Origin of the sequence: Streptomyces sp. NPDC001351, assembly GCF_042896045.1 — a bacterium.
In the GTDB taxonomy this organism is placed as follows: domain Bacteria; phylum Actinomycetota; class Actinomycetes; order Streptomycetales; family Streptomycetaceae; genus Streptomyces.
In genome coordinates this window covers 133,699-154,772 of record NZ_JBIAWS010000017.1, presented here as the reverse complement: position 1 = coordinate 154,772, position 21,074 = coordinate 133,699, and the positions used below count along the sequence as shown (strand labels likewise).

The following is a 21,074-nucleotide window of genomic DNA, read 5'->3' as shown; positions in this document are numbered from 1 at the left end:
TTTCCCATGTCAACACGAGGGTGGAGGAGTTTCCCGGCGGCAGTGCGCGGGCCTGCGGGGCGTCAGTGGCATACACCAATGGCCCCCGGCGAAGCCTTTTCGGAAACATCTGCCGCGCAGGTCCGCACATACGGAGGCCCGCGGTACGCCGCTGTCCTGGGCGCACCGCGGACCTCCGTCCCCGTCAGCGAGTGCCGACCGCCGCGCGCACGGCCCGTCGGGCCAGCTGGCAGTCGTCGTGCAGCCGCCTGAGCAGCAGCCGCTGTTCCTCGCCGGACGGCGCAGCACTCGGGTGGGCCACCCCCGGTGCCGCCGGGGTCGTGTCGTGCATCGAACGCTGCACGGCTGTTTCGTAGGTACGGATCTCACGGGTCAGTACCAGCATCAGGTTCACCAGGAACGCGTCCCGCGAGGCAGGGCCCGCCGACTGCGCGATCTGGCTGATCTGGCGGCGGGCCACCGGCGCGTCGCCGAGCACCGACCACAGCGTCGCCAGGTCGTAGCCCGGCAGGTACCAGCCCGCGTGCTCCCAGTCCACCAGCACTGGACCGGCCGGTGAGAGGAGGATGTTCGAGAGCAGCGCGTCACCGTGGCAGAACTGGCCCATGCCGTGCCGGCCCGCTGAGTGCGCGATGCCGTGCAGCAGCTTCTGCAGGTCGCCCATGTCGCGGTCGGTGAGCAGCCCCAGTTCGTGGTAGCGGGAGATACGGGCCGCGTAGTCGAGCGGGGCGTCGAAGGTGCCCGCCGGTGGCCGCCACGCGTTCAGCCGGCAGATCGCGCCGAGGGCCGCCCTGATGTCCGCGCGCGGTGGCGCCTCGACCGGGTGCCGCTGCAGTGCCGCGACCCGTCCCGGCATCCGCTCGATGACCAGTGTGCAGTTGTCCGGGTCCGCCGCGATCAGCCTCGGCACCCGCACGGGAGGGCGGTGCCGGACGAACGAGCGGTATGCCGCTATTTCATGGCGGATCCGCTCGGCCCATGCGGGGGACTGGTCGAGTAAACACTTGGCGACGGCCGTGCTGCGCCCGGTCGTACCGACCAGGAGTACGGACCGGCCGCTGCGGCGCAGCACCTGCACCGGAGCGAACTCGGGACAGATCCGGTGCACCGACGCGATCGCCGTCCGCAGCTGGGCGCCCTGAGGGCCGGACAAGTCGAGTCTCCCGCTGAGCGGTTGAGTGCCGAGACCCGGCGCGCGCCGCGTACGGGCCGCGCCGAGCGCGGGGGCCGCCGGACGCGCGGCGGGATCGAGGTAGGGGCCGCTGCCCGCCGGGCGGGAATGCAGCGACCGGGGCGGGGCGGACACGGAGGACGATGCTGCGTACATGGGCGAAACAGATCCCTTCGTGTGCCTGCGACGACAGTGCGCTACCCGGCCCGGCGCCCCGGGTGCACCCTGGGGAATGCATCCCTTGTTCCAGAAGGCGACCGGGTCGGGGTGGCGCTTTCCTACCTGACACCCGATGCCCAGTGGCACACCATCTGGCGAACCCTGGCGAACCCTGGCGAATAGTCGCCCGGCAACTTGCACCGGGCTACTGTCAACTCAGCCGAGAACCTGGGGGCTTGACGTGAGCGGACAACCCAACACCCGCCTTGCGGACCTGTTCGGCCTGGCCGGCTGGTCCAAGGGTGAACTCGCGAGGCTGGTCAACCGGCAGGCGGCGGCCATGGGCCACCCCCAGCTGTCGACCGACACCTCCCGCGTGCGGCGTTGGATCGACATGGGAGAGATCCCGCGCGATCCGGTGCCACGGGTGCTGGCGGCTCTGTTCACCGAGCGTCTCGGCCGTGTCGTGACCATCGAGGACCTCGGTCTGGTCCGGCACGGGCGTGCGGGGAAACGGCAGGACGCCGGGAGTGTGGAACATCCCGACGGTGTGCCGTGGGCGCCCGAGCGGACCGCGGCGGTCCTCACCGAATTCACGGGAATGGACCTCATGCTCAACCGACGCGGCTTGGTGGGCGCGGGTGTCGCGCTCACCGCAGGATCCGCACTCAGCAGCGCCATGTACGACTGGCTGCACACCGATCCGACCCTCTCCGCCGACGCTCCCGACTTCGACCATCCCCTGCATGCCGATCCCGCCGGGTTCGACCGCTACGAGGCCGCCCCCATCGGGTCGCAGGAGATCGAGGAACTGGAGCGCTCGGTCGAGGTGTTCAGGGCCTGGGACGCCGCCCGCGGCGGCGGGCTGCAGCGCAAGGCAGTCGTGGGCCAGCTCAACGAGGTGGGCGGCATGCTCGCCTACCGTCACCCCGACCATCTCCAGCGGCGCCTGTGGGGCGTCGCCGCCAACCTCGCCGTCCTCGCGGGCTGGATGTCGCACGACGTAGGCCTGGAGCCCACGGCACAGAAGTACTTCGTCATCGCCGCGCATGCCGCGAGAGAGGGCGGCGACCGGCCCCGCGCCGGAGAGGCACTCTCCCGGGCGGCGCGCCAGATGGTGCACCTGGGCCGGCCCGACGACGCGCTGGACCTGATGAAGCTCGCCCAGTCCGGCTCCGGTGACGAGGTGCTGCCGCGCACCAGGGCGATGCTCTACACCATCGAGGCCTGGGCGCAGGCCTCGATGGGCAAGGGCCAGGCGATGCGCCGCACCCTCGGCCGGGCGGAGGACCTCTTCGTCTCCGACCGGGGCGATGTGCCGCCGCCGAGCTGGATGCAGATGTTCAAGGAGGAGGACCTGTACGGCATGCAGGCCCTGGCCTACCGCACCCTGGCCGAGCACGAGCCGGGAGCGGCCGTGCATGCCCAGCACTACGCGGAGAAGGCGCTGGCCCTCAGGGTCGACGGACGGCAGCGGTCGAAGATCTTCGACTTCCTGTCCATGGCATCGGCGTGCTTCATCGCCGACGACCCCGAACAGGCCGACCGCTATGCACGCCTCGCTCTGATGTCGATGGGATCCAACTCCTCCCACCGCACCTGGGACCGGCTGCGCCAGATGTACCGGCTCACCGCCGAGTACTCCAGCTACCCGAAGATCCACGAGCTGCGGGAGGAGATCAAACTCGCGTTGCCCAAGACGGCGAAGGGCGGCAACAGCGCACGGGCATAGGGGGCCTGTGCAGCTGTCGCTGCTTCATCTCACCGGGTCACCCGGGCGGTTCACCTCACCTTGGCGACGAGCAGGCACGCGTCGTTCTCGCGGTCGGCCTCGCCGTACTCCTCCACGACCATCCGTACGCAGTCCTGCGCGGTCGCTGCCTCGCCGAAGCGGGGGGCCAGATCGAGGAGTTGCTCCCCGGTCGCGGTCTCCGTACTGCTGCGCCCGGGCACCAGCCCGTCGGTGTGCAGCAGGAGCAGATCGCCCGGCTCGAGGGTCTCCTCCGCCTGCTGGTAGGAGGCCTGCGAGGTCGCACCGAGCAGAACGCCGTTCGGTGCGTGCAGCCTGCGCCCCGTCCCGTTGCGGAACAACAGCGGGGCGGGGTGTGCTGCCTGTGCCCAGGTCAGCGTACGGGTCTCGGGGCGGTACCGGCAGCAGACGGCGGTGCCGAGGGCGGGTTGCACGGTGGCGTCGAGTAACTGGTTCAGCCAGGACATCAGTTGCCCGGGCTCGGTGCCGGCCATCGCCATGCCGCGCACGGCGCCCAGCAGCGTCGCCATGCCCGAGGCGACGGCCATGCCGTGTCCGGTGAGGTCGCCGACGCCCAGCAGGGTCTGGCCGTCGGGCAGTTCGAGCGCGTCGTACCAGTCGCCGCCGATCAGGCCACTGGTCGAGGACGGCAGATGGTGTGCCGCCAGGTCGAGTGTCTCGGGCCGTTGCTGCGGGAGCCGCAGGGAGCCACGCCACGGCGGCAGCACGGCCTCCTGCAGCTCGACCGCGAGCCGGTGCTCGGTCTGCGCGCGGTGCTGGTGGCGCTGCAGCGAGTCACGGGTCTCGCTCACCACCTTCTGGCTGCGGCGCAGTTCGCTGACGTCCCGCAGTACGGCCCACATCGAGGCGGTGCTGCCGTCAGTGTCGAGCACGGGCTCGCCCATCATGTGCACCGTGCGCACCTCGTCGTCCGGGCGGACGACACGGAACTCGCCGTCGATGGGCTTGGCGTCGACGAGGCAGTCCGTGACCATCGCCGTCAGCTTCGCGCGGTCCTCGTCCAGTACCAGGGAGGGCAGTTCGTCGAGGGTGAGTGCGGGGGTGGCGGGGTCGCGGCCCAGGATCTGGTAGAGCTCGCCGGACCAGGTCGCCTCGTCCGTCAGCAGGTTCCACTCGGCGCTGCCGACCCGGCTGAGCAGCGAGTCGTGCCGGGGCGCGGAGGGCACGGGCGGTGGTCCGTCCCTCAGCTGCCCCAAGTGGGTGTCGAGGTCGCTGAGTTGGTGCAGCGCCAGGTCGCACAGTGCGCGCTGCCAGCGCTCCTGCGGGTCCGAGCCGTCGCCGCGGGCGTCCCGTCGTACGGCGTCCACGTCGCCCTTGAGTCGCCGCGTCTGCGATATCAGCGCCTCGACCGAGCCGCGTCCTGGCGGCTGGGCGGCTGGGTGATCCGCAGAGAGGTGGGACGGCATGACGCACTCCGATGCGGGGACGGTTCGACCGGGGCAGGCGGCTTGAAGGACCGTTACGACTGTTGCACAGCCCGCGACGCCCTGTAAGGGATTTGGCAACACACGATACGGTGGTGCTTCTGGCATATGCCACAGTCTTCACGGAGTGGTCGTGCGGTGCGAATGGCGTAGTCGCGGGCCGGGTCAAGTCGTAGGCAGCGTACGCGATTTGAAGGGTTGTTGTGAATTTCCGATGCGCGTTCAGTCGCGCGTTCGACGGCCATTTGTTCTAGGTCCCGCAGGGTGACGCAGGTCACATAAAATCGCAAGCGCTTCCACGTAATGCAAACGCCTCCTGCGGGGTCGTACAAGCACGCCGGCAATCCGGCCGACCTCCGACCGCAGTGGAGACCGACCATGGACCTCACCCTCGAGCAGCCCGCCCGCGGCCGTCTGATCACCGCCGACGAGTGGGAGCTCCCGGTTCCCGCCACGCTGCGCTACGCCGCCACGGACCCGCTGGCCGTGCACCTCGATTTCCCGCCGGAGGTCTCCCTGGACGGCACAGGAGTGACCTGGACCTTCGGCCGGGCCCTGCTGGAAGAGGGACTGCGCCGTCCCGCCGGGAACGGTGACGTGCACATCTGGCCGTGCGGACAGGCCTGTACCGTCATGGAACTGCATTCTCCCTACGGCCTGGCCCTGCTCCAGTTCGACACCGCGGCCCTGCGCCGGTTCCTGCTGCGCACCTATGCCGTGGTGGCGGCCGGGCAGGAGGATATCGGGGAGGCCGTCGAGGAGGGGCTGAGCTCGCTGTTCGGCAACGTCTGAGGGCCCTTTCGCGGAGCGTCAGCGCAGTGCGGCCTCGCCCGCGCGGACGGCACGCAGGGCGCGCTCGACGCTCTGCCGGTTCTCGCCGACCGGGGCCACGTAGTCGAGGACGTCGCGCGCGGCGTCCTCTCCCAGCGTCCGGGTGATGACCCAGGTGGCGAGATACTGCGAGGCCAGACAGCCGCCCGCCGTGGCGATGTTCCCCTCGGCGTGGAACGGCGCGTCCAGCACGGTGACGCCGCACTCCTCGACGAAGGGCCGGCTCTTCCTGTCCGTGCAGGCGGGCATGGAATGCAGCAGCCCGAGCCGGGCGAGCACCAGGGCGCCCGAACACTGCGCACCGATCAACTGGCGTGCGGGGTCGAGCGGCAGCCGGGAGATCAGCCGGTCGTCGGCGACCACGTCCCGCGTCTTCACCCCGCTGCCGATCAGCACCACGTCGGCTTCGGTCACGAACTCCATGGGGCGCTGCCCGGTCACCTCCACGCCGTTCATCGAGGCCACGACCGGTGCGGGCGTCGTGATGAACGCCTCCAGGCCGTCCTTGCGGCAGCGGTTGATCAGTGCGGAGGCGATGAAACTGTCCAGCTCGTTGAATCCGTCGAAGGTGACCACGGCGACCTGCATGAACATCTCCTCGAGGCGCGGCATCAGGGGCTCGCAGTCTCCCAGCGGTGCCGTTCCCGGGTCGCGGGCCAATCGGCGAACGGTGGCCCGCCCGAGGTGGGTGAGGTGGGGAGCCAACAGGGCGATATGCCGACGGAGCGATAATTCCGCGCGCCGGAACTGGGAGGCGGGGCGGACGTGACGATCGAATCAGTGACCGAACTCGGGCCGTGGAGCGCTTTGCGGGTGCCGCGCGCCCGGGGGGGTGTCGTCTTCCGGATCTCGCTGACGACCTGGGGTGGATGCTCGCCGGCGCCCCGGCGCCGGTCGGACCGGCCCGCCACGGCCCCAAGCCCCCGGCCGTGCCCCTGACGGTCGTCGACCACCCCGCGCTGCCGGAGATCGTGGCGGAGCCGGCGGCCGCCATGGAACTCGGCCGCCTGGACCGCAGCGTGTACGTTGAAACCCCAGGTTCAGTAGCGCAGGATTCCCGCGATCCCGTGGGCGTCGCCCAGCATCCCGTCCGGGACGAAGCGGACGTCCGCGCCCGTCTCCAGGCACTGTTCGACGATCTCGTCCACGATGTCCTCGCGGGAGTCGAGGTCGCCGCTCTCGGCCGGGATCAGATGGCCGCCGAGGACGTCGCGCACCGTCACGCGGTAGTTCTCCTCGACCGCGAGCAGCCGTACGCGGCCCTCGCGGGCGCTCTGCCAGACCTCGTCCACACCGGCGGCGAACGCCTTGCGGCCACGGGCGGATTCGAGCTCCCGGGCCACGGCTTCGGTGCTGCGGCGGGCCTCGGCGGCGACCTTCGGCCGTACCGCCTGCCACACGGCGTCGGGCGTGCCGTGTGCGAGACCCCCGTGCGGCACGTGCACCGCCTCCTTGGTGACGCTGCCGACCTCGTCCATGGCCGACAGGGCCGCCTGCTCGCCCGTGACGTACAGCGGCCGCGGCTGCTCGCGCAGGACCATGCCCATCGCGGCGTCGGCCTCCCGCAGGAAGTGGCGGGTGCCCTCGTCGCGGAAGGTGCTCGGCATGTCGCCGATCTGCTCCTGCCGCTCCGCGTCGAAGTTCACCGGGCGCCTGGTCAGGGGGAATCCACCGGTCCGGTCCTCCGTGACGCGGTCGGTGCCGCCGCTCCACAGGGTGACCTGGTCGGAGGAGACCGACAGCACCCAGAACGGCCGTTCGGCCGCGTGCGCGGAGACGAGGTTGCGGGTCAGGAAGGTGTCCGAGAGCACCACGCGCTCCGGCACCGTGCGGCCGAGCGACCACACCTGGTGCTCACCCGGGGCGGCGAAGATCACCAGGCCGTCCTCGGCATGCGCCAGATCCACCTCCTGAAGGGCCTGGTCGAGCTGACGGACCACCTCGGAGCGCCGTTCGCGGGTCACCGCGGGATCGGACTCCAGCTGCTTCTTGGCCTCGGCCACCACATTGCGCAGCCGGACCGGATCCTGGGCGTTTTCGGGCTCCCGGCGGTGTGTGGGCGTCAGCACCGACACGGCCGGATAGGCGCGCGGGCGCCGGAGCTCGGAGAGGGTTGAGGGACTCAGGTCGTGCTCCATACCAAGCACCATAGGGCCGTTTCGCCCAAAGGGCATTAGGGGCGGATGCACCAGGTATTCAGGACAATCCCGGCCTTCGGCCTATCGCTGCTCGCCGTTCGGCTCGATCACCGCGATGTTCCCCTGCGCCACGGCGCACAGAGTCTGCGCCCCGGCGGCGTCGATCGTGATCAGGTCGCAGCGGGTGACGACACGGGTGCGGCCGGCCCGCACCACGTGGCCGTGCGCGCGCAGGATCTCGCCGGTGGCAGGGCGCAGGTAGTCGATGGTGAACCCGGACGTGATCAGCCCCGCCCCCGCAACGGTGCCCGCGGCGAGCGTCAGCGTGTTGTCGGCCGCGTAGGAGAGCACCCCGCCGTGCACGAAGCCGTACTGCTGGAGCAGTTCCTCGCGGATGTCCAGCTCGAGGGTGGCCTCTCCGTCTCCGAACTCCGTCACCCGGGCGCCCAGCAGCCTGCTGAAAGGCTGCTCCGACAGGGCCTTGCGAGCCAGGTCCAGATCCATCGTCCTGCTCACCTCTTCAGTTCACTTCACCAGTGAAGTGAGGGTGGCGCGGGCTGGTGCCGTCTGTCAAGATCGGCCCATGTCCGAGCCCGATCAGCGTCTTTACTTCCTGCTGCAGCGGGCGGCGCACCAGCTGCGCACGACGGTCGACCGCCGCTGCCTGGCCGCCGCCGGCGTCACCACCGCGCAGCTCGGCGCGCTGTTCGCCGTGCGGGACCAGCCCGGGCTCACCCAGCAGGAGTTGGCCCGCACCCTCGGCCTGAGGGAATCCGCCGTCACCGCCCTCGCCGGACGGCTGACCGCGGCGGGTCTCCTGCTCAAGCAGCAGCATCTCCATGAACACCGGGCCGTGAGGCTGGAGTTGACCGAGGCGGGCGCCGCCGCCCTGCGCGCCGCACAGCCGGAGGTCGACCGTCTGAACGCGGAACTGCGGGCGCTGCTCGGCGAGGACGGGTTCGTACGGACGGCGGGGGCACTGCAGCAGCTCGCCGGGTGGGAGAGGTGACGGGTCAGGTGGCCGGGGTCTCGTCGTCCTCCGGGCCGCACGAGCTGCCGGTCGGCGGCAGGCTGCCGTAGAGCAGGAAGTCGTCGACCTTGCCTCGCACGCACTTGGAGGACGCGTAACCGGTGTGGCCCTCACCCTTGTTGTCGAGCACCACGGCCGAGGAGCCCAGCCGCTTCGCCGTCTCCACGGTCCAGCGGTACGGTGTCGCCGGATCGCCGCGGGTGCCGACGAGCAGCATCTTCGGGGTGGGGACGTCGTGCACACGGTCGCGGATGAAGTCGGTGCCCTTGGCGCGGCCGTAGCACATCAGGAGCTCGGTGAGGCGGTAGCGGCCGAAGACCGGGGAGGCCTGCTCGTACTCGGCGCGCAGCCGGCCGAGGTCCTTGACGATCTGGTCGGCGCCGGGGCGATCGGGATCGTCCGCGCAGTTGATCGCCATCAGCGCCGCCGGAAGATTGTCGAGCGGGACGTCGTTCTCGTCGACCAGGCCGCCCCCGGCGTGCTGCCGGAAGGGAAGTGCGGCCCCACCGGACGAGAAACCCAGCACCCCGCGCGCGTCGCCGTCCTCGACCAGCTCGGCGATCGCACGCTCCAGCGACGGCCACAGCTCCTTGCTGTAGAGCGCCTGGCTGATCGCCCCCACGAGATCCTGCCCGGTGAAGTCCGGGCCGAAGTCCGTCGGCACCGGGTCCTTGTCGAGGGAGCCGACGAGCTGGACGACCTGCTCCCGGGCGTCGCGCGGATCCTGGCCGAACGGACAGGCGATGTCCTTGGTGCACCAGGTGATGAAGTCGTCCAGGGCCGTCTGCTGCCCCTCGGCGCCCGCCACTCCCTGCTCGGACATCGGCTCGGTCAGGGTGTCCACTCCGTCGAGGACCAAGCGCCCGACCTTCTTGGGGAACTGGGCCGCGTACACGGCGCCGAGCCGGGTTCCGTAGGAGAAACCGAGGTAGTTGAGCTTCTTGTCGCCGAGCGCCGCACGCATCACGTCCAGGTCGCGTGCGGCGTTCACCGTGCCGATGTGGGGGAGTACCGGACCCGAGTGCTGCGCGCACTGGGTGGCCACCTTCTTCAACTGCCGCAGCGCGGCCCGAGGATCGGTGTTCTCGGCGATCCCGCCGGTCGCGCCCGAGGTCTCCGTGGAGCCGTCTCCGCAGCTGACCGGCGAGGATCTGCCGACGCCGCGCGGGTCGAAGGTCACCACGTCGTAGCCGTTCGTGAGCCTCATGAAGTCGTCGCCACCGGACGCGAGTTGGCGGACGCCCCCGGCGCCCGGGCCGCCGAAGTTCAGCAGCACCGAACCCCGCTTCTTCCCCGTCGCCCGGTAGCGGGCCAGGGCCAGGTCGAGCGTGCCGGCTTTCGGGCTGGCGTAGTCGAGGGGAACGGTGACCTTGGCGCACTGAAGGTCCTTGGGCATGTCCTCGCCCGTGCATCCGGACCAGGTGAGGTTCTGCCGGTAGAACCGCGACAGGTCGGGCCCGGTGCCGTCCGAGGCCGCCGTGGGCAGCCCTGCGGCCAGCAGGGACAGGCCTACGGCTCCGGTGACGGCGAAGCGTCGGACAGCGGGCCGCGTTGACAGCTTGAGCAGCATCAATGCCTCCCGGGGCGCCCGCCGGGGACCGGGAGAACGGCGCCCTCGATCACGATAAGCGGATGCCGCAGGGCGCGCCTCCGGGCGAGCGGGACTGCGCAGGATGCCTTATCGTGTGCGCCTTCCCCGCGGATACGTCGGTTTTGCCGACCGTTCGACCGCCGTGCCGCTCGATGGAGTGAAAGCCCGATAAGCCATAACTCGGATGGTTTCCCTGACGTTTTATCCGGTGCGGGCCAGTGCCCGCTTCTCCGGCGCGGGTAGGTGCCCGCGACCATGTCTGGAAGGCAGGGAACCTATGAGAAGGGTTACCCGAAACGGTGTGATCGCCGTCGCCGCTGCCTCGGGAGCGATGGCCTTGACGGTTCCGGCGTATGCCGGAGCCACGGCGGACGGCGCGTCCGCCGACTCGCCGGGCGTGATCTCCGGCAACACCGTCCAGCTCCCGGTGCACGTCCCGGTCAACGTGTGCGGGAACACCGTGAACGTGGTGGGGCTCCTCAACCCGGCCGCGGGCAACAGCTGCAGCAACAAGAGCGCGGGCGGCAAGCACACCGCGGGCGGCTCCTCCACCGGCGGCAGCACGGCCCACGGCAGCGGAAAGGATTCGCCGGGCGTGATCTCCGGCAACACCGTCCAGCTCCCGGTGCACGTCCCGGTCAACGTCAGCGGGAACACGGCCGACGTGGTCGGCGTCGGCAACGCGGCCGACGGCAACAGGTCCACGAACACCTCCGGCGGCCACACCCGCCACTGCACCAAGCCCGCACCGGCCCGGGCGCATCCGCAGCCCGCGGCCGCCCAGCACGCCGCACCACGGCAGGCGGCGGCATCCCTCGCCCACACCGGCACCGACCGGACACTGCCCGCCGCCGTGGCGAGCGCCGCACTGGTACTGGGCGGAGCCGCCCTGCGCCGCCGGTTCCGCCCACGCTCGGTGCGCTGAGCCCACCCGCACGGCCAACGGCTCAATCACACCGTGACGCGCCCCGCAAGATCCGCAAGGATGCTGCGGGGCGCGGTCGATCACCGCCCCCTTGTCCGCCGTACCCATCACGGAATGGAGCGCACGCATGACCTCCGCTGCCCTCGAAGACCTCGTCGTCACCCAGGCCGGACCCGAGGACTGGCCGGTGATCAGCGGATGGGCCGCGGACGAGGGATGGAACCCGGGAGCGGCCGACGAAGCGGCGTTCTTCGCGCAGGACCCCGACGGCTTCTTCCTCGGCCGGATCGACGGCGAACCGGTGTCGGCGATCTCCGTCGTCAACTACGGCTCCGACTACGCCTTCCTCGGCTGCTACCTCGTCCGGCCCGACCTGCGCGGCCGCGGTCACGGCCTCACCACCTGGAAGACCGCGCTGGCCCACGCGGGCAGCCGCACCATCGGTCTCGACGGGGTGGTGGCCCAGCAGGACAACTACCGCCGCTCCGGCTTCGAACTCGCCCACCGCACCGTCCGGTTCACCGGAACCGTGCCCGCGGCCGAGGCCCCGGCCGGCGTGCACCCTGTGCAGGAGACCGACCTCGCCGACCTCATCGCCTACGACAGCGCCTGCCACCCGGCCGACCGCCCCCGCTTCCTGGCCCACTGGCTCACCGGCACCGGACACCGTGCCCTCGTGCGCCGCACCGGCGACCGCGTCACCGGCTACGGAGTGATCCGCCCCGGCCACGACTCGCTCCGCATCGGCCCGCTCTTCGCCGACAGCCCCGAGGACGCGCAGGCCCTGTTCACCGCCCTGACCGCCGAGGCGGCCGGCAGCGAGGTCGCCGTGGACGTGCCCGAGACGAACGGGCCGGGCATCGCCCTGGCCGAACGGGCAGGCCTCACCCCCTCTTTCGAGACGGCCCGCATGTACACGGGCCCCGTCCGCCCCCACGCCCAGGACCGCGTCTTCGGCGTCACGACCCTGGAACTCGGCTAGCGCGCCACCGCCGTGAGCAGCACCATCCCGGAGTCCCCGTAGTCCGGCAGGGTCGGGTCGGCGTCGATGCGGCAGACGGACAGATCGCGGGTCATGGGGGTGAACACCCTGGTCACGATGGACGGGTCCACCGGGCAGCCCGGCCAGCGCGACAGGGGCCCGATGCGGTAGGTGGGCATGTTCTCCATGAAGGCGGCCACCAGGTGCCCGCCGGGGACCACGCAACGGACGAAGGCGCGGCAGAAGTCCGTGAACTCCGCGTAGTCCTCGGTGGCGCCCTCGGCGACGAAGTGCATGGACGCCAGCTCGTACCCGGCGGGCTCCAGCTCCCTGACGTCCGCGTGGACGACGTTGACCTGTGCGAGCGCCCCGGCCAGCGTGGCCGGCAGGTCGGGGTTGAGGCGTCGGCACAGCGCATGGAACGGCAGCCAGCTGGCGTCCGGGCCGCACTGGATCTGGCGCTCCAGATAGGCGATGTTGCCCGCACCCGCGTCGACGGCCTCGATCCGGCGGCTCGCGGCGGCCGCGAGGATCAGGGGATACAGGTTGGGTCCGGCCCCGAACTCCACCGAGCGCTCGATGCAGCCCGGCGCGAAGCGGCGGTAGAACGCCGAGTGGTGGGTGATGACCGCCGCGTCGGAGGGGTGCAGATCGCGGTAGTTCTCCGCGAGGTAGTCCGCGACCGGCCAACGGTCCCAGTCGACATCGTCGTTGCGTGTCTTCATGGCCGTCTCAGGCCTTCGCCCGCAGCGGGAACCGCGCGGCCAGCCGAGTCAGGGTGCCGTTCAGCCGCTCGATGTCCTCGTCCGAGTTCAGCGCCGTGATCTGGATCCGGAAACCCACCCGGTCCCGCGGCACCAGCGGATAGGCGGCCAGCGTCACATAGATGCCCTCCTCCCACAGGAACGCCCCGACCGCGTCGAGGTCGTCCGCGTTCACCAGCGGGATCTCGATGATCGGCAGACGGTCCGTGTTCAGCGTCCTGACGTCCAGTCCGTCGAGGTGGTCCAGCACCCGCGCGGTCCTGCGGTACAGCTCGGCGCGCAGGACGTCCCCGCGGCGGTCGTTGACCTCCAGCCCGGCCAGCGCCGTGGCCAGGGAGGCCGTCGGGGAGGGACCCGAGTACAGATAGGGCCCCGCGGCTGTCTTCAGCCGGTTCTTCAGCTCGGTGGGCAGGGCGAGGAAGGCGAGCAGCGAGGAGTACGCCTTGGAGAAACCGGCGACCAGGATGATCCCGTCGTACGACTCCCCGGTGTGCCGCACCACGCCGTTGCCGCGCGAGCCGTAGGGGCACAGCTCCTCCGGGCCGCGCTCCCCGATCACCCCGAACCCGTGTGCGTCGTCCACGTAGAGCGTCGCACCCCCGGCGCGGCAGACCGCGGCCAGTGTGGGCAGGTCGGGCATGGTGCCGGTCATGCTGTCCACGCCGTCCAGGCACACCAGCCGCGGCAGGCCCGCGGGCACGGAGGCCAGCAGGGTCTCCAGCTCGTCGGGGCGCTCCGCGTGGAAGCGGTGCAAGGTGGCGCCCTGACCGCGGGCCACCACGCAGCCGTCGTACACCGTCCGGTGCGCCGTCGCCTCCACGAACACATGGCCGCCCTCGGCCAGCACCGGGATCGCCGAGGCGTGGATCAGGGTCAGCGTGGGGAGCAGCAGCGTGTCCGGCGCGCCCAGCAGGTCCGCGAGCCGTGCCTCGATCTCCGGGTACAGGCGAGGGCTGCCCAGGAGACGCGACCAGCTGGGGTGCGTGCCCCAGTGCCGTAGGGCGGGGTCCACGGAGTCGATGATCTCCGGGTCCCAGTCGAAGCCGAGGTAGTTGCAGGACGCGAAGTCGACCAGCCAGTGGCCACGGCTGCGGATGCGCCGGCCCCGCACCTCGTCCAGCACGGCGTCGCTCATCGGGCTGGTCCGCCGCAGGTGCTCGAGGTCCGCCCACAGTGCCGCCCGTCCCTCCCGGGGCGCGGGCCGTGCCGCAGGTACGGCCCGCGCCCCGGTGGCGCCGATGCCGGGCGCGTAGCAGCGTCCCTCCCTCTCCCGCAGCACGCGCTCGCTCTGCTCCACCGTCATCGGCTTCGCAAACAGATACCCCTGCCCGAACCGGCACCCCATGCCCTCCAGCACATCGCGTTGCGCCGCGTCCTCGATCCCCTCGGCGATCACCTGCAGGCCCAGGGTGTCGGCGATGCGCACGATGCCCTCGACGAGCGCGACCTGCTGCGCGTCGCGCGCGATGTCGTCGATGAACGTCTTGTCGATCTTCAGCGCGTCGATGGGGAAGTCCCGCAAGTAGCGCAGGGAGGAGAAGCCCGTCCCGAAGTCGTCGACCGCGATGTGCACGCCCAGTTCCTTCAGGGAGCGCAGCACCGACTGGATCTGGGTGTCGCGGCGCAGCAGTACCGTCTCGGTCAGCTCCAGCTGCAGTGAGCCGGGGGCCAGGCCCGGAGTGCACAGCGCCTGGCCGACCTGGTCCAGGAAGCCCACGTCGCGGAACTGGCGGGCGGACACGTTCACGCTGACGTACGGCGGGGTGACGGGGCCGGACAGCCGCTGCAGCCCCACGATGTCGCTGACGGCGTTCTCCAGGACCCACGCCCCCAGCACCCCGATGTGCCCGGTCTCCTCGGCCAGCGAGATGAACTGCTCGGGTGTGATGGGCCGGTGCGGTGCCTTCGGCCAGCGCACCAGCGCCTCGAAGCCGACGACGTCGCCCGCGGAGATGTCCACGACCGGCTGGTACCGCAGCGCGAACTCGTGGCCGGCGACCGCCTGGGCGAGCCGGCTCTGCAGATCGTGCCGCTCGACCATGCGGGTGTGCAGCAGCGGCTGGAAGCGCCGCCACTGCCGCTTGCCGGCCGACTTCGCCGCATACAGGGCGAGGTCGGCGTGGCTGAGCAACTCCTCCGCGTCCATGCTGTCGCGGGCCGTGGCCACCCCCACGCTGGCGGACACCGTCACGGACTCATCCGCGAGGGCGAACGGCCTGGTCAGCGTCTGGATCACCTGGGCCGCCAGCAGCTCAGCGTCCAGCGGTTCACGGGCGTCCTCCATCAGGACGGCGAACTCGTCGCCGCCCAGCCGGGCCGCGGTGTCGGTGCGCCGCAGCGTCTTGGAGAGCCGGTCGCCGACGGCGATCAGCAGGTGGTCGCCCGCCGAGTGCCCGAGCGTGTCGTTGACCTGCTTGAAGTCGTCCAGGTCGATGAAGAGCAGACAGGTCATGGACGACTCGCGGCGGCCGCGCAGCAGGGCGCGTTCGATCCGTTCGAGCAGCAGGGTGCGGTTGGGAAGGCCCGTCAGCGAGTCGTGGAAGGCCCGCTGGGTCAGCTCGTGCGCCAGCCGGCGCTGCTCGGTCACATCGCGCAGGGTGACGACGAGCCCGGCCACGGTCCGCTCGTCCCGGAAGTCGCTGCACCGCACCTCCACCTCGACGCGGCCCGCCCGGTGGCGCACCCACCAGTGGTCGTGGGTGGCCCGCGGCCCGTTGTCCCGCACGGCCGTCAGTTCCCGCGCCGCACGGTGCCGGTCCCGCGGATCGACGAGGTCGGGCAGCGACTCGCCGACCACGTCGCTGGTGCCGAAGACGGTCGCCGCGGAGGGGCTGGCGTACCGGATGGTGTTGTCGTCCTCGACGATGAGGATGACGTCCGAGGTGTTGCGCACCAGCGTGCGGAAGTACGCCTCGCTCTCCCTGCGGACGATCTCCTCACGCAGGGCGATGCGCTCCATGGCCAGCCCCGCGTGCGAGGCCAGGATCTCCATCGAGCCTCGCGTCTCGGCGAGCGTCTGGGCCGGCCCGGCGACCAGCAGCACGCCCGGGACGTCTCCGTACGGGCGGTCGGGCGGGATCATCAGGCACACCAGGACGGTCGCCGCTTCGTCCAGTTCGCCGCCGGTGTCCGTACCCAGGTCGCGGGCGTGCACGATCTGCGCGTGATACGGGGCCAGATCCGGCGCGCGTTCGGCGGGCAGCAGCAGGGTCCGGTGACCGACCATGGTGCCCAGGAGCCGGTCGACCGCGGCCTCGCAGGACCGTGCGACCTCCTGCTGCCGGACCGCCGAGACCAGCGAGGCGGCCGCCCTGCGCAGCGCCAGTTCCCGCGTCACCGCCTTGCGGTGCGCCACCACCATCCCCGCCAGCCGCAGAATGACCAGCAGGAAGAGCACACCGGAGAACGCGGCGATCACGGACGCGTCGTGCGCCGAGCGCCTCAGCCCCTCGTACAGCAGGATTCCCGGTGCGATGAGCGTGATCACGGCCAGCATCACCAGCCGCCGCGGCGGCGGCAACAGGGAGCCCTGCTGAGGCAGCGCGGCGGTCAGCTGCACCATGTCCGGGTGAAGAGCGGCCTGGCCCCAGGCGGTGTAGAAGACGATCCAGCCCGCATCCAGCACGGTGCCCGCCTGCCAGGTCTCGTTGAGCTGCAGGATCCCGTACGCGATGTCGAAGCCGAGCAGCGTCACCGTCCCGACGACCAGGTACTGCACCGACCGGTTGTGCCGGTCGACCGGATTCGGCGTCAGCAGCCGTGCGAGCAGGGCCAGGACCAGGACGTCGCCGAGCGGATAGGCGATGCTGATGGCCCGCTGCTGCCAGGTCAGCCCCTGCACCGTGGCGAGCGGCTGCACCAGGTACACCCACACGGGCAGCGCCAGACCCGCGGTGATGATCAGCGCGTCGAGCAGGCTCGGCAGGTCGTGGCCCGCCCAGCGGTATCGGACCAGGCCGGACAGCCCGATGGCGAAGAGCGGATAGGTCGCGAGATACGAGGCGTCCGCGGGGGAGGGGAACGGGTTGGAGGCGTGGAAGTACTCCTCCACGACGTTGTAGTAGGTGTCGCCCGTGATGAAGGTGAGCAGTGCGGCGGCGAGCACCCACCAGGGCCAGCGGTGCGCGGGCCGGTTGACCTTGCTGCCGATGAGCACGGCGGCGGTGCCCGACAGGCCGATGACGGCCCACACGGGGGCGCGCGCGGCGGGCACCGTCAGGTAGACGGCCGTGGCGGCGGCCACCAGCGCCATATGTGCGGCCATCAGCCGCTTTGCCGGCAGCAAGGGCAAGCGCCTCCCCCCGTTGGAGGAGACCGGGCCGTCCACCTGGTCTGATCGTCCTGGCTTTCTAGATCGTAGGCACTGCGGCCGGACGAGTGCATCTCGGGAGGAACGGGCCACGACCGCCAGTCGCGCGGTGTGCTCCCGACTCAACCGGTCAGGTGGGTGGTTGCTGCAACGACGGCAGGACCCCGGTCCGCTCCCGGTTGTGGTCCTCGCCGAGCACCGTGGCGTCACCACCGTGGTGCCGGGCCCCCGCGCTCCGCCCGGCCGGGAAGGCATGCCGGCGGGCGAGGGCCACGGTGGTGAGGGCCGCCGTGATCAGGGGGAGTGCGGTCCAGGGCAGCGCGCCCGGGCCCAGCTTCTCCAGGGTCACACCGCCGGTCAGTGAACCCGCGGCGATGCCCGCGTTGTACACGGTGGTCTGCAAAGAGGTGGCCACGTCCGCGCGGGCGGGGCCCGAGGCGTCGACCAGCGCGGTCTGGATCAGCGTGGGCGCACCGCCGAACGCCACGCCCCACAGGGCGACCGCGGCGAGCAGCACGGCGGGCACGTGCGCGCACAGGGCGAGGGCGGGCATGGCGGCCGCGCACAGCGCGAGTGCGCCGAGCAAGGTGGCCCGCAGATGCCGGTCGACGACCGCCCCGGCGATCCAGATCCCGGCCGGCGTGGCTGCCCCGAACACCAGCAGCACCACATCCGTACGGCCGAAACCGGCGTGCGCCGCGAAGGGGGCGACGTACGTGTACATCACCTGGTGTCCGAGGAGCAGCAGCAGCGTGACGGACAGGACGGCGGGCAGACCCGGCAGCAGCGCCACCCGGGCGAGCGGCAGACGCGCATCCGGCGCCTCGCCCGCGAACCCGGGCACCCGCCACCGCACCCAGCCCACCAGCAGCATCGCCAGGGCGGCCAGTACCCCGAAGGTGGCCCGCCAGCCCAGCGTCCCCGCCAGCGCGGTCCCGGCGGGCACCCCCAGCGCCAGGGCCGACGTGATCCCGGCCAGCACGATCGCGATCGCCCGTCCCCGCCGCTCGGCCGGCACCATCCGGGCCGCGTACCCGACGAGCATCGCCCACAGCAGGCCGCCCATGCATCCGGCGAACAGCCGTGCCGCAAAGGTGAGGAGGTACGACGACGACAGCGCGACCACCGCATTGCACACCGCGAACCCCAGCAGTGAGCCGGTCAGCACCGGTCGCCGGGGCAGCCCCCGCAGCAGCGCGGTGAGCGGGATCGCCGCCGTGAAGGAGGCGACGGCGTACCCGGTGACCAGTAACCCGACGCGTGCCTCGGAGACACCCAACGCCGGTGCCATCCGGGGCAGCAGACCCGCCGGGAGCTGTTCGGTCAGGACGGCGGTGAAGGCGGCCGTGGACAGGGCGAGCAGCCCCGGCCACGGCAGCGAAACAGGCATGGCGGTGCCGTTGGTCATGGATGTGGTGGACATGCGACCATGCTCGGACCTTCACATCAGTGTGAAGGCAAGGGCGATCCGGAGGCGGCCATGAAGATCGGCGAACTCTCCCGGCGCACCGGCGTCCCCACCAGGCTGCTGCGCTACTACGAGGAGCAGCGCCTTCTCAGCCCCGACCGCACCGACAACGGCTACCGCGACTACGGCGAGCCCGCGGTCCAGGACGTCCAGCAGATCCGCGGGCTGCTCGATTCCGGCCTGACCACGGAGATGATCCGGGCGATCCTGCCCTACCTGTCCGGCCCGGACGAGATCCTGCTGCCCGCCGAGTGCCTGACCCCCGAGACCGCGGCACTGCTCCAGGCCCACCTCGACCGCATCCAGGCGCGCATCGACTGCCTGGCCCGCAACCGGGACCGGCTGAGTGCGTACCTGGCGGCAGTGCGCCCGCAGGGGAGCCCGTAAACCTGTTGCCGCGGCCGCCCCCGAATGCTGGAGTGAGCCCATGGATCATGCCGGGGTGCTCGCCCTCTTCGACCGTGACATGCGCGAAGGCGCCAGGCCCGACGGCCCCGACGGACGCGTCGAGCGGGTCGGCAGCGTGGTCCGCCATGTCTCCTCGGCCCACGGCTGGAACGGCGTCGTCTGGTCCGGCCTGGACGAGACGGACGCCGACGCGGCGATCGCCGAGCAGATCGCGTACTTCTCCGCGCTGGGCCACGAGTTCGAGTGGAAGCTGTACGGGCACGACCGGCCGGTGGATCTGGGACAGCGGCTCGGGGCCGCCGGATTCCAGCCCGAGCCCGAGGAGACGCTGATGATCGCCGAGGTGGCAGGCCTCGACCTCGACGCCGCGCCACCCGAAGGCATCCGTCTGCTGCCGGTGACCGACGCCGCGGGTGTCGACCTGGTGGCGGACGTGCACGAGAAGGCCTTCGGCACCGACGGCTCCCGCCTGCGCCACCAGCTGCTGGCCCAGCTCACCGGGGAGCCGGACACGGTTCTCACCACCGTCGCCCTCGCCGGCGACGAGCCGGTGAGCGCGGCCCGTATGGAACTCGTGCCCGGCACCCGGTTCGCGGGCCTGTGGGGCGGCGGCACCGTCGAGGCCTGGCGCGGCCGTGGCATCTACCGGGCCCTGGTCGCCCACCGGGCCCACGCCGCCGCGCAGCGCGGCTACCGCTACCTCCAGGTCGACGCCTCCAGCCAGAGCCGTCCCATTCTCGAACGCCTCGGTTTCGAGCCCCTGACCACGACGACGCCCTACATCTACGTGCCGTAGCCGGGGCGCATCCACCGCGATGTCACATCCGCGGCCGCCCGATCCGTCGCACGGTCATGACGACGAACCAGAAGAACCAGAGCATCCTCCTCGCCGGAGCCAGCGGCATCCTCGGCGGCCACATCACCCGCGCCCTGACCGAGGCCGGCCACCAGGTCACCGGTCTCGGCCGGGGGCCGGCGAACGGCGTCCGGGCCGACCTCATGGATCGCGACGCGTTGCTGCGCGCCGTCGACGGGCTGCACTTCGACACCGTCATCCACGCCGCGACGGCCCTGCGCAAGGCGCCCATGCGGCACCGGGACATGCATGCCACCGACGCGCTGCGCATCGCCGGCACCGCCCACCTCGTGGAGGCCGCTCAGGCCACCGGCGCCGACCGCTTCGTGAGCGAGTCGATGGTCTTCGGCTACGGCTACGGGGACTTCGGCGAGCACGTGATCACCGAGGACGACCCGTTCGGCCCGCGCGGCACCACGCCGGAACTGGAACGGCACGTCGAGGGCATGCGCATCAAGGAACAACTCACCTTCGAGGCCACCGGACTGGCGGGCATCTCGCTGCGCTTCGGCCTGTTCTACGGCCCCGGCGGCACCGACGCCATCCTGCCCATGCTGCGCAAGCGGCAGCTGCCCGTTCCCGAGGACCACGGCCGGGTCCTGCCGTGGACCGAACTCACCGACGCGGCACGCGCGGTGGTCGCCGCCGTCGAACACGGGCGCCCCGGCCAGGCGTACAACATCACCGACCGCGCCCCGCTCGGGTTCCGTGCCCATGTCCTGTGTGTGGCTGAGCAGTTCGGCCTGCCCAAGCCGATGACGGTGCCGCTGTGGTTCACCAGGCCGATGTCGTACGCGCACACGATGTTCCTGACCAGCATGCGTGTGTCCTCGGCGAAGGCGGAGCGGGAACTGGGCTGGACGCCCCGCTACCCGTCCAGCCGGGATGGGCTCGCCGCGTCGGCGGCCCGACGGTGAGTTCCAACTGGGGCCGTTCGGCCCCTTGTCCGGGGCCGAACGGCCCCGTCCCGCGGGCCACTGAGGCTGGAAACCTCGTGGGAGGAAACAGCCGCCCCGGGGGACAGCCTCCCGATGCGCCCGACTCTCCCGCTCAGGGCGCACGGTCGAGGCGGCAGGCCCGCCGATCGCCGAGGGGAGCCGCGTCGGCGGGCCTGACTCCGCGGTCTCCCGCTGTCCGCCACGCCACGTGGCCGGAAGATGCGGAACGCGCGATTCGGCTGCTCTCCGCACTCCGCCGAGCAGCACTGGCGACACCCGGGCGAGGCGCACAGTGCCCCGCCCGGGCTT

Annotated in this window: 17 protein-coding genes; 8 read left to right on the top strand and 9 right to left on the bottom strand. The window is 71.4% G+C overall.

Going from position 1 to position 21,074, the window contains the following annotated elements; translation table 11 throughout:
- Positions 1-184 precede the first annotated feature (184 nt).
- A complete protein-coding gene (locus ACFY1U_RS42825) occupies positions 185-1,327 on the bottom strand; it encodes an aminoglycoside phosphotransferase family protein (protein ID WP_390699498.1) in 1,143 nt (380 codons plus the stop codon).
- Between the two features lie 244 nt (positions 1,328-1,571).
- Between ACFY1U_RS42825 and ACFY1U_RS42820 the strand changes: the two genes are divergently transcribed.
- A complete protein-coding gene (locus ACFY1U_RS42820) occupies positions 1,572-3,062 on the top strand; it encodes a hypothetical protein (RefSeq protein WP_390699497.1) in 1,491 nt (496 codons plus the stop codon).
- A 50-nt stretch (positions 3,063-3,112) separates the two neighbouring features.
- Here ACFY1U_RS42820 and ACFY1U_RS42815 read toward each other — a convergent pair whose 3' ends face one another.
- Positions 3,113-4,507, bottom strand: a complete 1,395-nt coding sequence (locus ACFY1U_RS42815) for a PP2C family protein-serine/threonine phosphatase (protein WP_390699496.1) — start codon at positions 4,505-4,507, stop codon at positions 3,113-3,115.
- Between the two features lie 396 nt (positions 4,508-4,903).
- Here ACFY1U_RS42815 and ACFY1U_RS42810 point away from each other — a divergent pair, with 396 nt between their 5' ends.
- Positions 4,904-5,317: an SsgA family sporulation/cell division regulator gene (locus ACFY1U_RS42810; RefSeq protein WP_390699495.1), complete on the top strand. Its 414-nt coding sequence runs from the start codon at positions 4,904-4,906 to the stop codon at positions 5,315-5,317.
- Between the two features lie 18 nt (positions 5,318-5,335).
- Here the strand turns inward: ACFY1U_RS42810 and ACFY1U_RS42805 are convergent, their stop codons facing one another.
- From ACFY1U_RS42805 to ACFY1U_RS42795, 3 genes are all read right to left on the bottom strand, one after another.
- Positions 5,336-5,944, bottom strand: a complete 609-nt coding sequence (locus ACFY1U_RS42805; protein WP_390699494.1) for a DJ-1/PfpI family protein — start codon at positions 5,942-5,944, stop codon at positions 5,336-5,338.
- 452 nt (positions 5,945-6,396) lie between these two features.
- Positions 6,397-7,494 (bottom strand): chemotaxis protein, encoded by a 1,098-nt coding sequence (locus ACFY1U_RS42800; RefSeq protein ID WP_390699493.1) that lies wholly within the window; start codon positions 7,492-7,494, stop codon positions 6,397-6,399.
- Positions 7,495-7,575: 81 nt separating this feature from the next.
- Positions 7,576-7,998, bottom strand: coding sequence for a PaaI family thioesterase (locus ACFY1U_RS42795; RefSeq protein WP_390699492.1), 423 nt, complete (start codon positions 7,996-7,998; stop codon positions 7,576-7,578).
- Positions 7,999-8,077: 79 nt separating this feature from the next.
- On the opposite strand from ACFY1U_RS42795, the gene ACFY1U_RS42790 reads away from it, so the two are divergent.
- Positions 8,078-8,503 (top strand): MarR family winged helix-turn-helix transcriptional regulator, encoded by a 426-nt coding sequence (locus ACFY1U_RS42790; protein ID WP_390699491.1) that lies wholly within the window; start codon positions 8,078-8,080, stop codon positions 8,501-8,503.
- 4 nt (positions 8,504-8,507) lie between these two features.
- On the opposite strand, the gene ACFY1U_RS42785 is transcribed toward ACFY1U_RS42790, so the two are convergent.
- Entirely contained in the window at positions 8,508-10,094 is a 1,587-nt protein-coding gene (locus ACFY1U_RS42785) for an alpha/beta hydrolase (RefSeq protein ID WP_390699490.1), read from the bottom strand.
- A gap of 298 nt (positions 10,095-10,392) precedes the next feature.
- Between ACFY1U_RS42785 and ACFY1U_RS42780 the strand changes: the two genes are divergently transcribed.
- Complete coding sequence (locus tag ACFY1U_RS42780) at positions 10,393-11,040, top strand: chaplin (protein ID WP_390699489.1); 648 nt, start codon at positions 10,393-10,395, stop codon at positions 11,038-11,040.
- 127 nt (positions 11,041-11,167) lie between these two features.
- Positions 11,168-12,022: a GNAT family N-acetyltransferase gene (locus ACFY1U_RS42775; protein WP_390699488.1), complete on the top strand. Its 855-nt coding sequence runs from the start codon at positions 11,168-11,170 to the stop codon at positions 12,020-12,022.
- Here ACFY1U_RS42775 and ACFY1U_RS42770 read toward each other — a convergent pair.
- From ACFY1U_RS42770 to ACFY1U_RS42760, 3 genes are all read right to left on the bottom strand, one after another.
- Positions 12,019-12,747, bottom strand: a complete 729-nt coding sequence (locus ACFY1U_RS42770; protein ID WP_390699487.1) for a class I SAM-dependent methyltransferase — start codon at positions 12,745-12,747, stop codon at positions 12,019-12,021. The two genes, ACFY1U_RS42775 and ACFY1U_RS42770, sit on opposite strands and share 4 nt — an antisense overlap.
- A 7-nt stretch (positions 12,748-12,754) precedes the next feature.
- A complete protein-coding gene (locus ACFY1U_RS42765; protein WP_390699567.1) occupies positions 12,755-17,050 on the bottom strand; it encodes an aminotransferase class I/II-fold pyridoxal phosphate-dependent enzyme in 4,296 nt (1,431 codons plus the stop codon).
- 175 nt (positions 17,051-17,225) lie between these two features.
- The gene (locus tag ACFY1U_RS42760; protein ID WP_390699486.1) at positions 17,226-18,518 is read right to left on the bottom strand and encodes an MFS transporter; all 1,293 of its coding nucleotides are present in this window, start codon (positions 18,516-18,518) and stop codon (positions 17,226-17,228) included.
- Positions 18,519-18,575: 57 nt separating this feature from the next.
- Between ACFY1U_RS42760 and ACFY1U_RS42755 the strand changes: the two genes are divergently transcribed.
- Genes ACFY1U_RS42755 through ACFY1U_RS42745 form a run of 3 tightly spaced genes read left to right on the top strand, consistent with a single transcriptional unit; the run spans position 18,576 to position 20,744 of the window.
- Positions 18,576-18,950, top strand: a complete 375-nt coding sequence (locus tag ACFY1U_RS42755; protein ID WP_390699485.1) for a MerR family transcriptional regulator — start codon at positions 18,576-18,578, stop codon at positions 18,948-18,950.
- Between the two features lie 40 nt (positions 18,951-18,990).
- Positions 18,991-19,767 carry a GNAT family N-acetyltransferase gene (locus tag ACFY1U_RS42750; RefSeq protein WP_390699484.1) on the top strand — a complete coding sequence of 259 codons (777 nt, stop codon included), beginning with the start codon at positions 18,991-18,993 and terminating at the stop codon, positions 19,765-19,767.
- 56 nt (positions 19,768-19,823) lie between these two features.
- On the top strand, positions 19,824-20,744 hold the full coding sequence (locus tag ACFY1U_RS42745; protein WP_390699483.1) for an NAD-dependent epimerase/dehydratase family protein: 921 nt from the start codon (positions 19,824-19,826) through the stop codon (positions 20,742-20,744).
- Positions 20,745-21,074 lie beyond the last annotated feature (330 nt).

Excerpts from the sequence above, each read along its gene's own strand:
- ACFY1U_RS42765 (WP_390699567.1), bottom strand. The coding sequence starts at position 17,050 with ATGGCCGCACATATGGCGCTGGTGGCCGCCGCCACGGCCGTCTACCTG.
- ACFY1U_RS42800 (WP_390699493.1), bottom strand. The coding sequence starts at position 7,494 with ATGGAGCACGACCTGAGTCCCTCAACCCTCTCCGAGCTCCGGCGCCCG.
- ACFY1U_RS42760 (WP_390699486.1), bottom strand. The coding sequence starts at position 18,518 with ATGTCCACCACATCCATGACCAACGGCACCGCCATGCCTGTTTCGCTG.
- ACFY1U_RS42810 (WP_390699495.1), top strand. The coding sequence starts at position 4,904 with ATGGACCTCACCCTCGAGCAGCCCGCCCGCGGCCGTCTGATCACCGCC.
- ACFY1U_RS42780 (WP_390699489.1), top strand. The coding sequence starts at position 10,393 with ATGAGAAGGGTTACCCGAAACGGTGTGATCGCCGTCGCCGCTGCCTCG.
- ACFY1U_RS42750 (WP_390699484.1), top strand. The coding sequence starts at position 18,991 with ATGGATCATGCCGGGGTGCTCGCCCTCTTCGACCGTGACATGCGCGAA.
- ACFY1U_RS42815 (WP_390699496.1), bottom strand. The coding sequence starts at position 4,507 with ATGCCGTCCCACCTCTCTGCGGATCACCCAGCCGCCCAGCCGCCAGGA.
- ACFY1U_RS42745 (WP_390699483.1), top strand. The coding sequence starts at position 19,824 with ATGACGACGAACCAGAAGAACCAGAGCATCCTCCTCGCCGGAGCCAGC.
- ACFY1U_RS42775 (WP_390699488.1), top strand. The coding sequence starts at position 11,168 with ATGACCTCCGCTGCCCTCGAAGACCTCGTCGTCACCCAGGCCGGACCC.
- ACFY1U_RS42770 (WP_390699487.1), bottom strand. The coding sequence starts at position 12,747 with ATGAAGACACGCAACGACGATGTCGACTGGGACCGTTGGCCGGTCGCG.
- ACFY1U_RS42805 (WP_390699494.1), bottom strand. The coding sequence starts at position 5,944 with ATGCAGGTCGCCGTGGTCACCTTCGACGGATTCAACGAGCTGGACAGT.
- ACFY1U_RS42755 (WP_390699485.1), top strand. The coding sequence starts at position 18,576 with ATGAAGATCGGCGAACTCTCCCGGCGCACCGGCGTCCCCACCAGGCTG.
- ACFY1U_RS42825 (WP_390699498.1), bottom strand. The coding sequence starts at position 1,327 with ATGTACGCAGCATCGTCCTCCGTGTCCGCCCCGCCCCGGTCGCTGCAT.
- ACFY1U_RS42795 (WP_390699492.1), bottom strand. The coding sequence starts at position 7,998 with ATGGATCTGGACCTGGCTCGCAAGGCCCTGTCGGAGCAGCCTTTCAGC.
- ACFY1U_RS42790 (WP_390699491.1), top strand. The coding sequence starts at position 8,078 with ATGTCCGAGCCCGATCAGCGTCTTTACTTCCTGCTGCAGCGGGCGGCG.
- ACFY1U_RS42785 (WP_390699490.1), bottom strand. The coding sequence starts at position 10,094 with ATGCTGCTCAAGCTGTCAACGCGGCCCGCTGTCCGACGCTTCGCCGTC.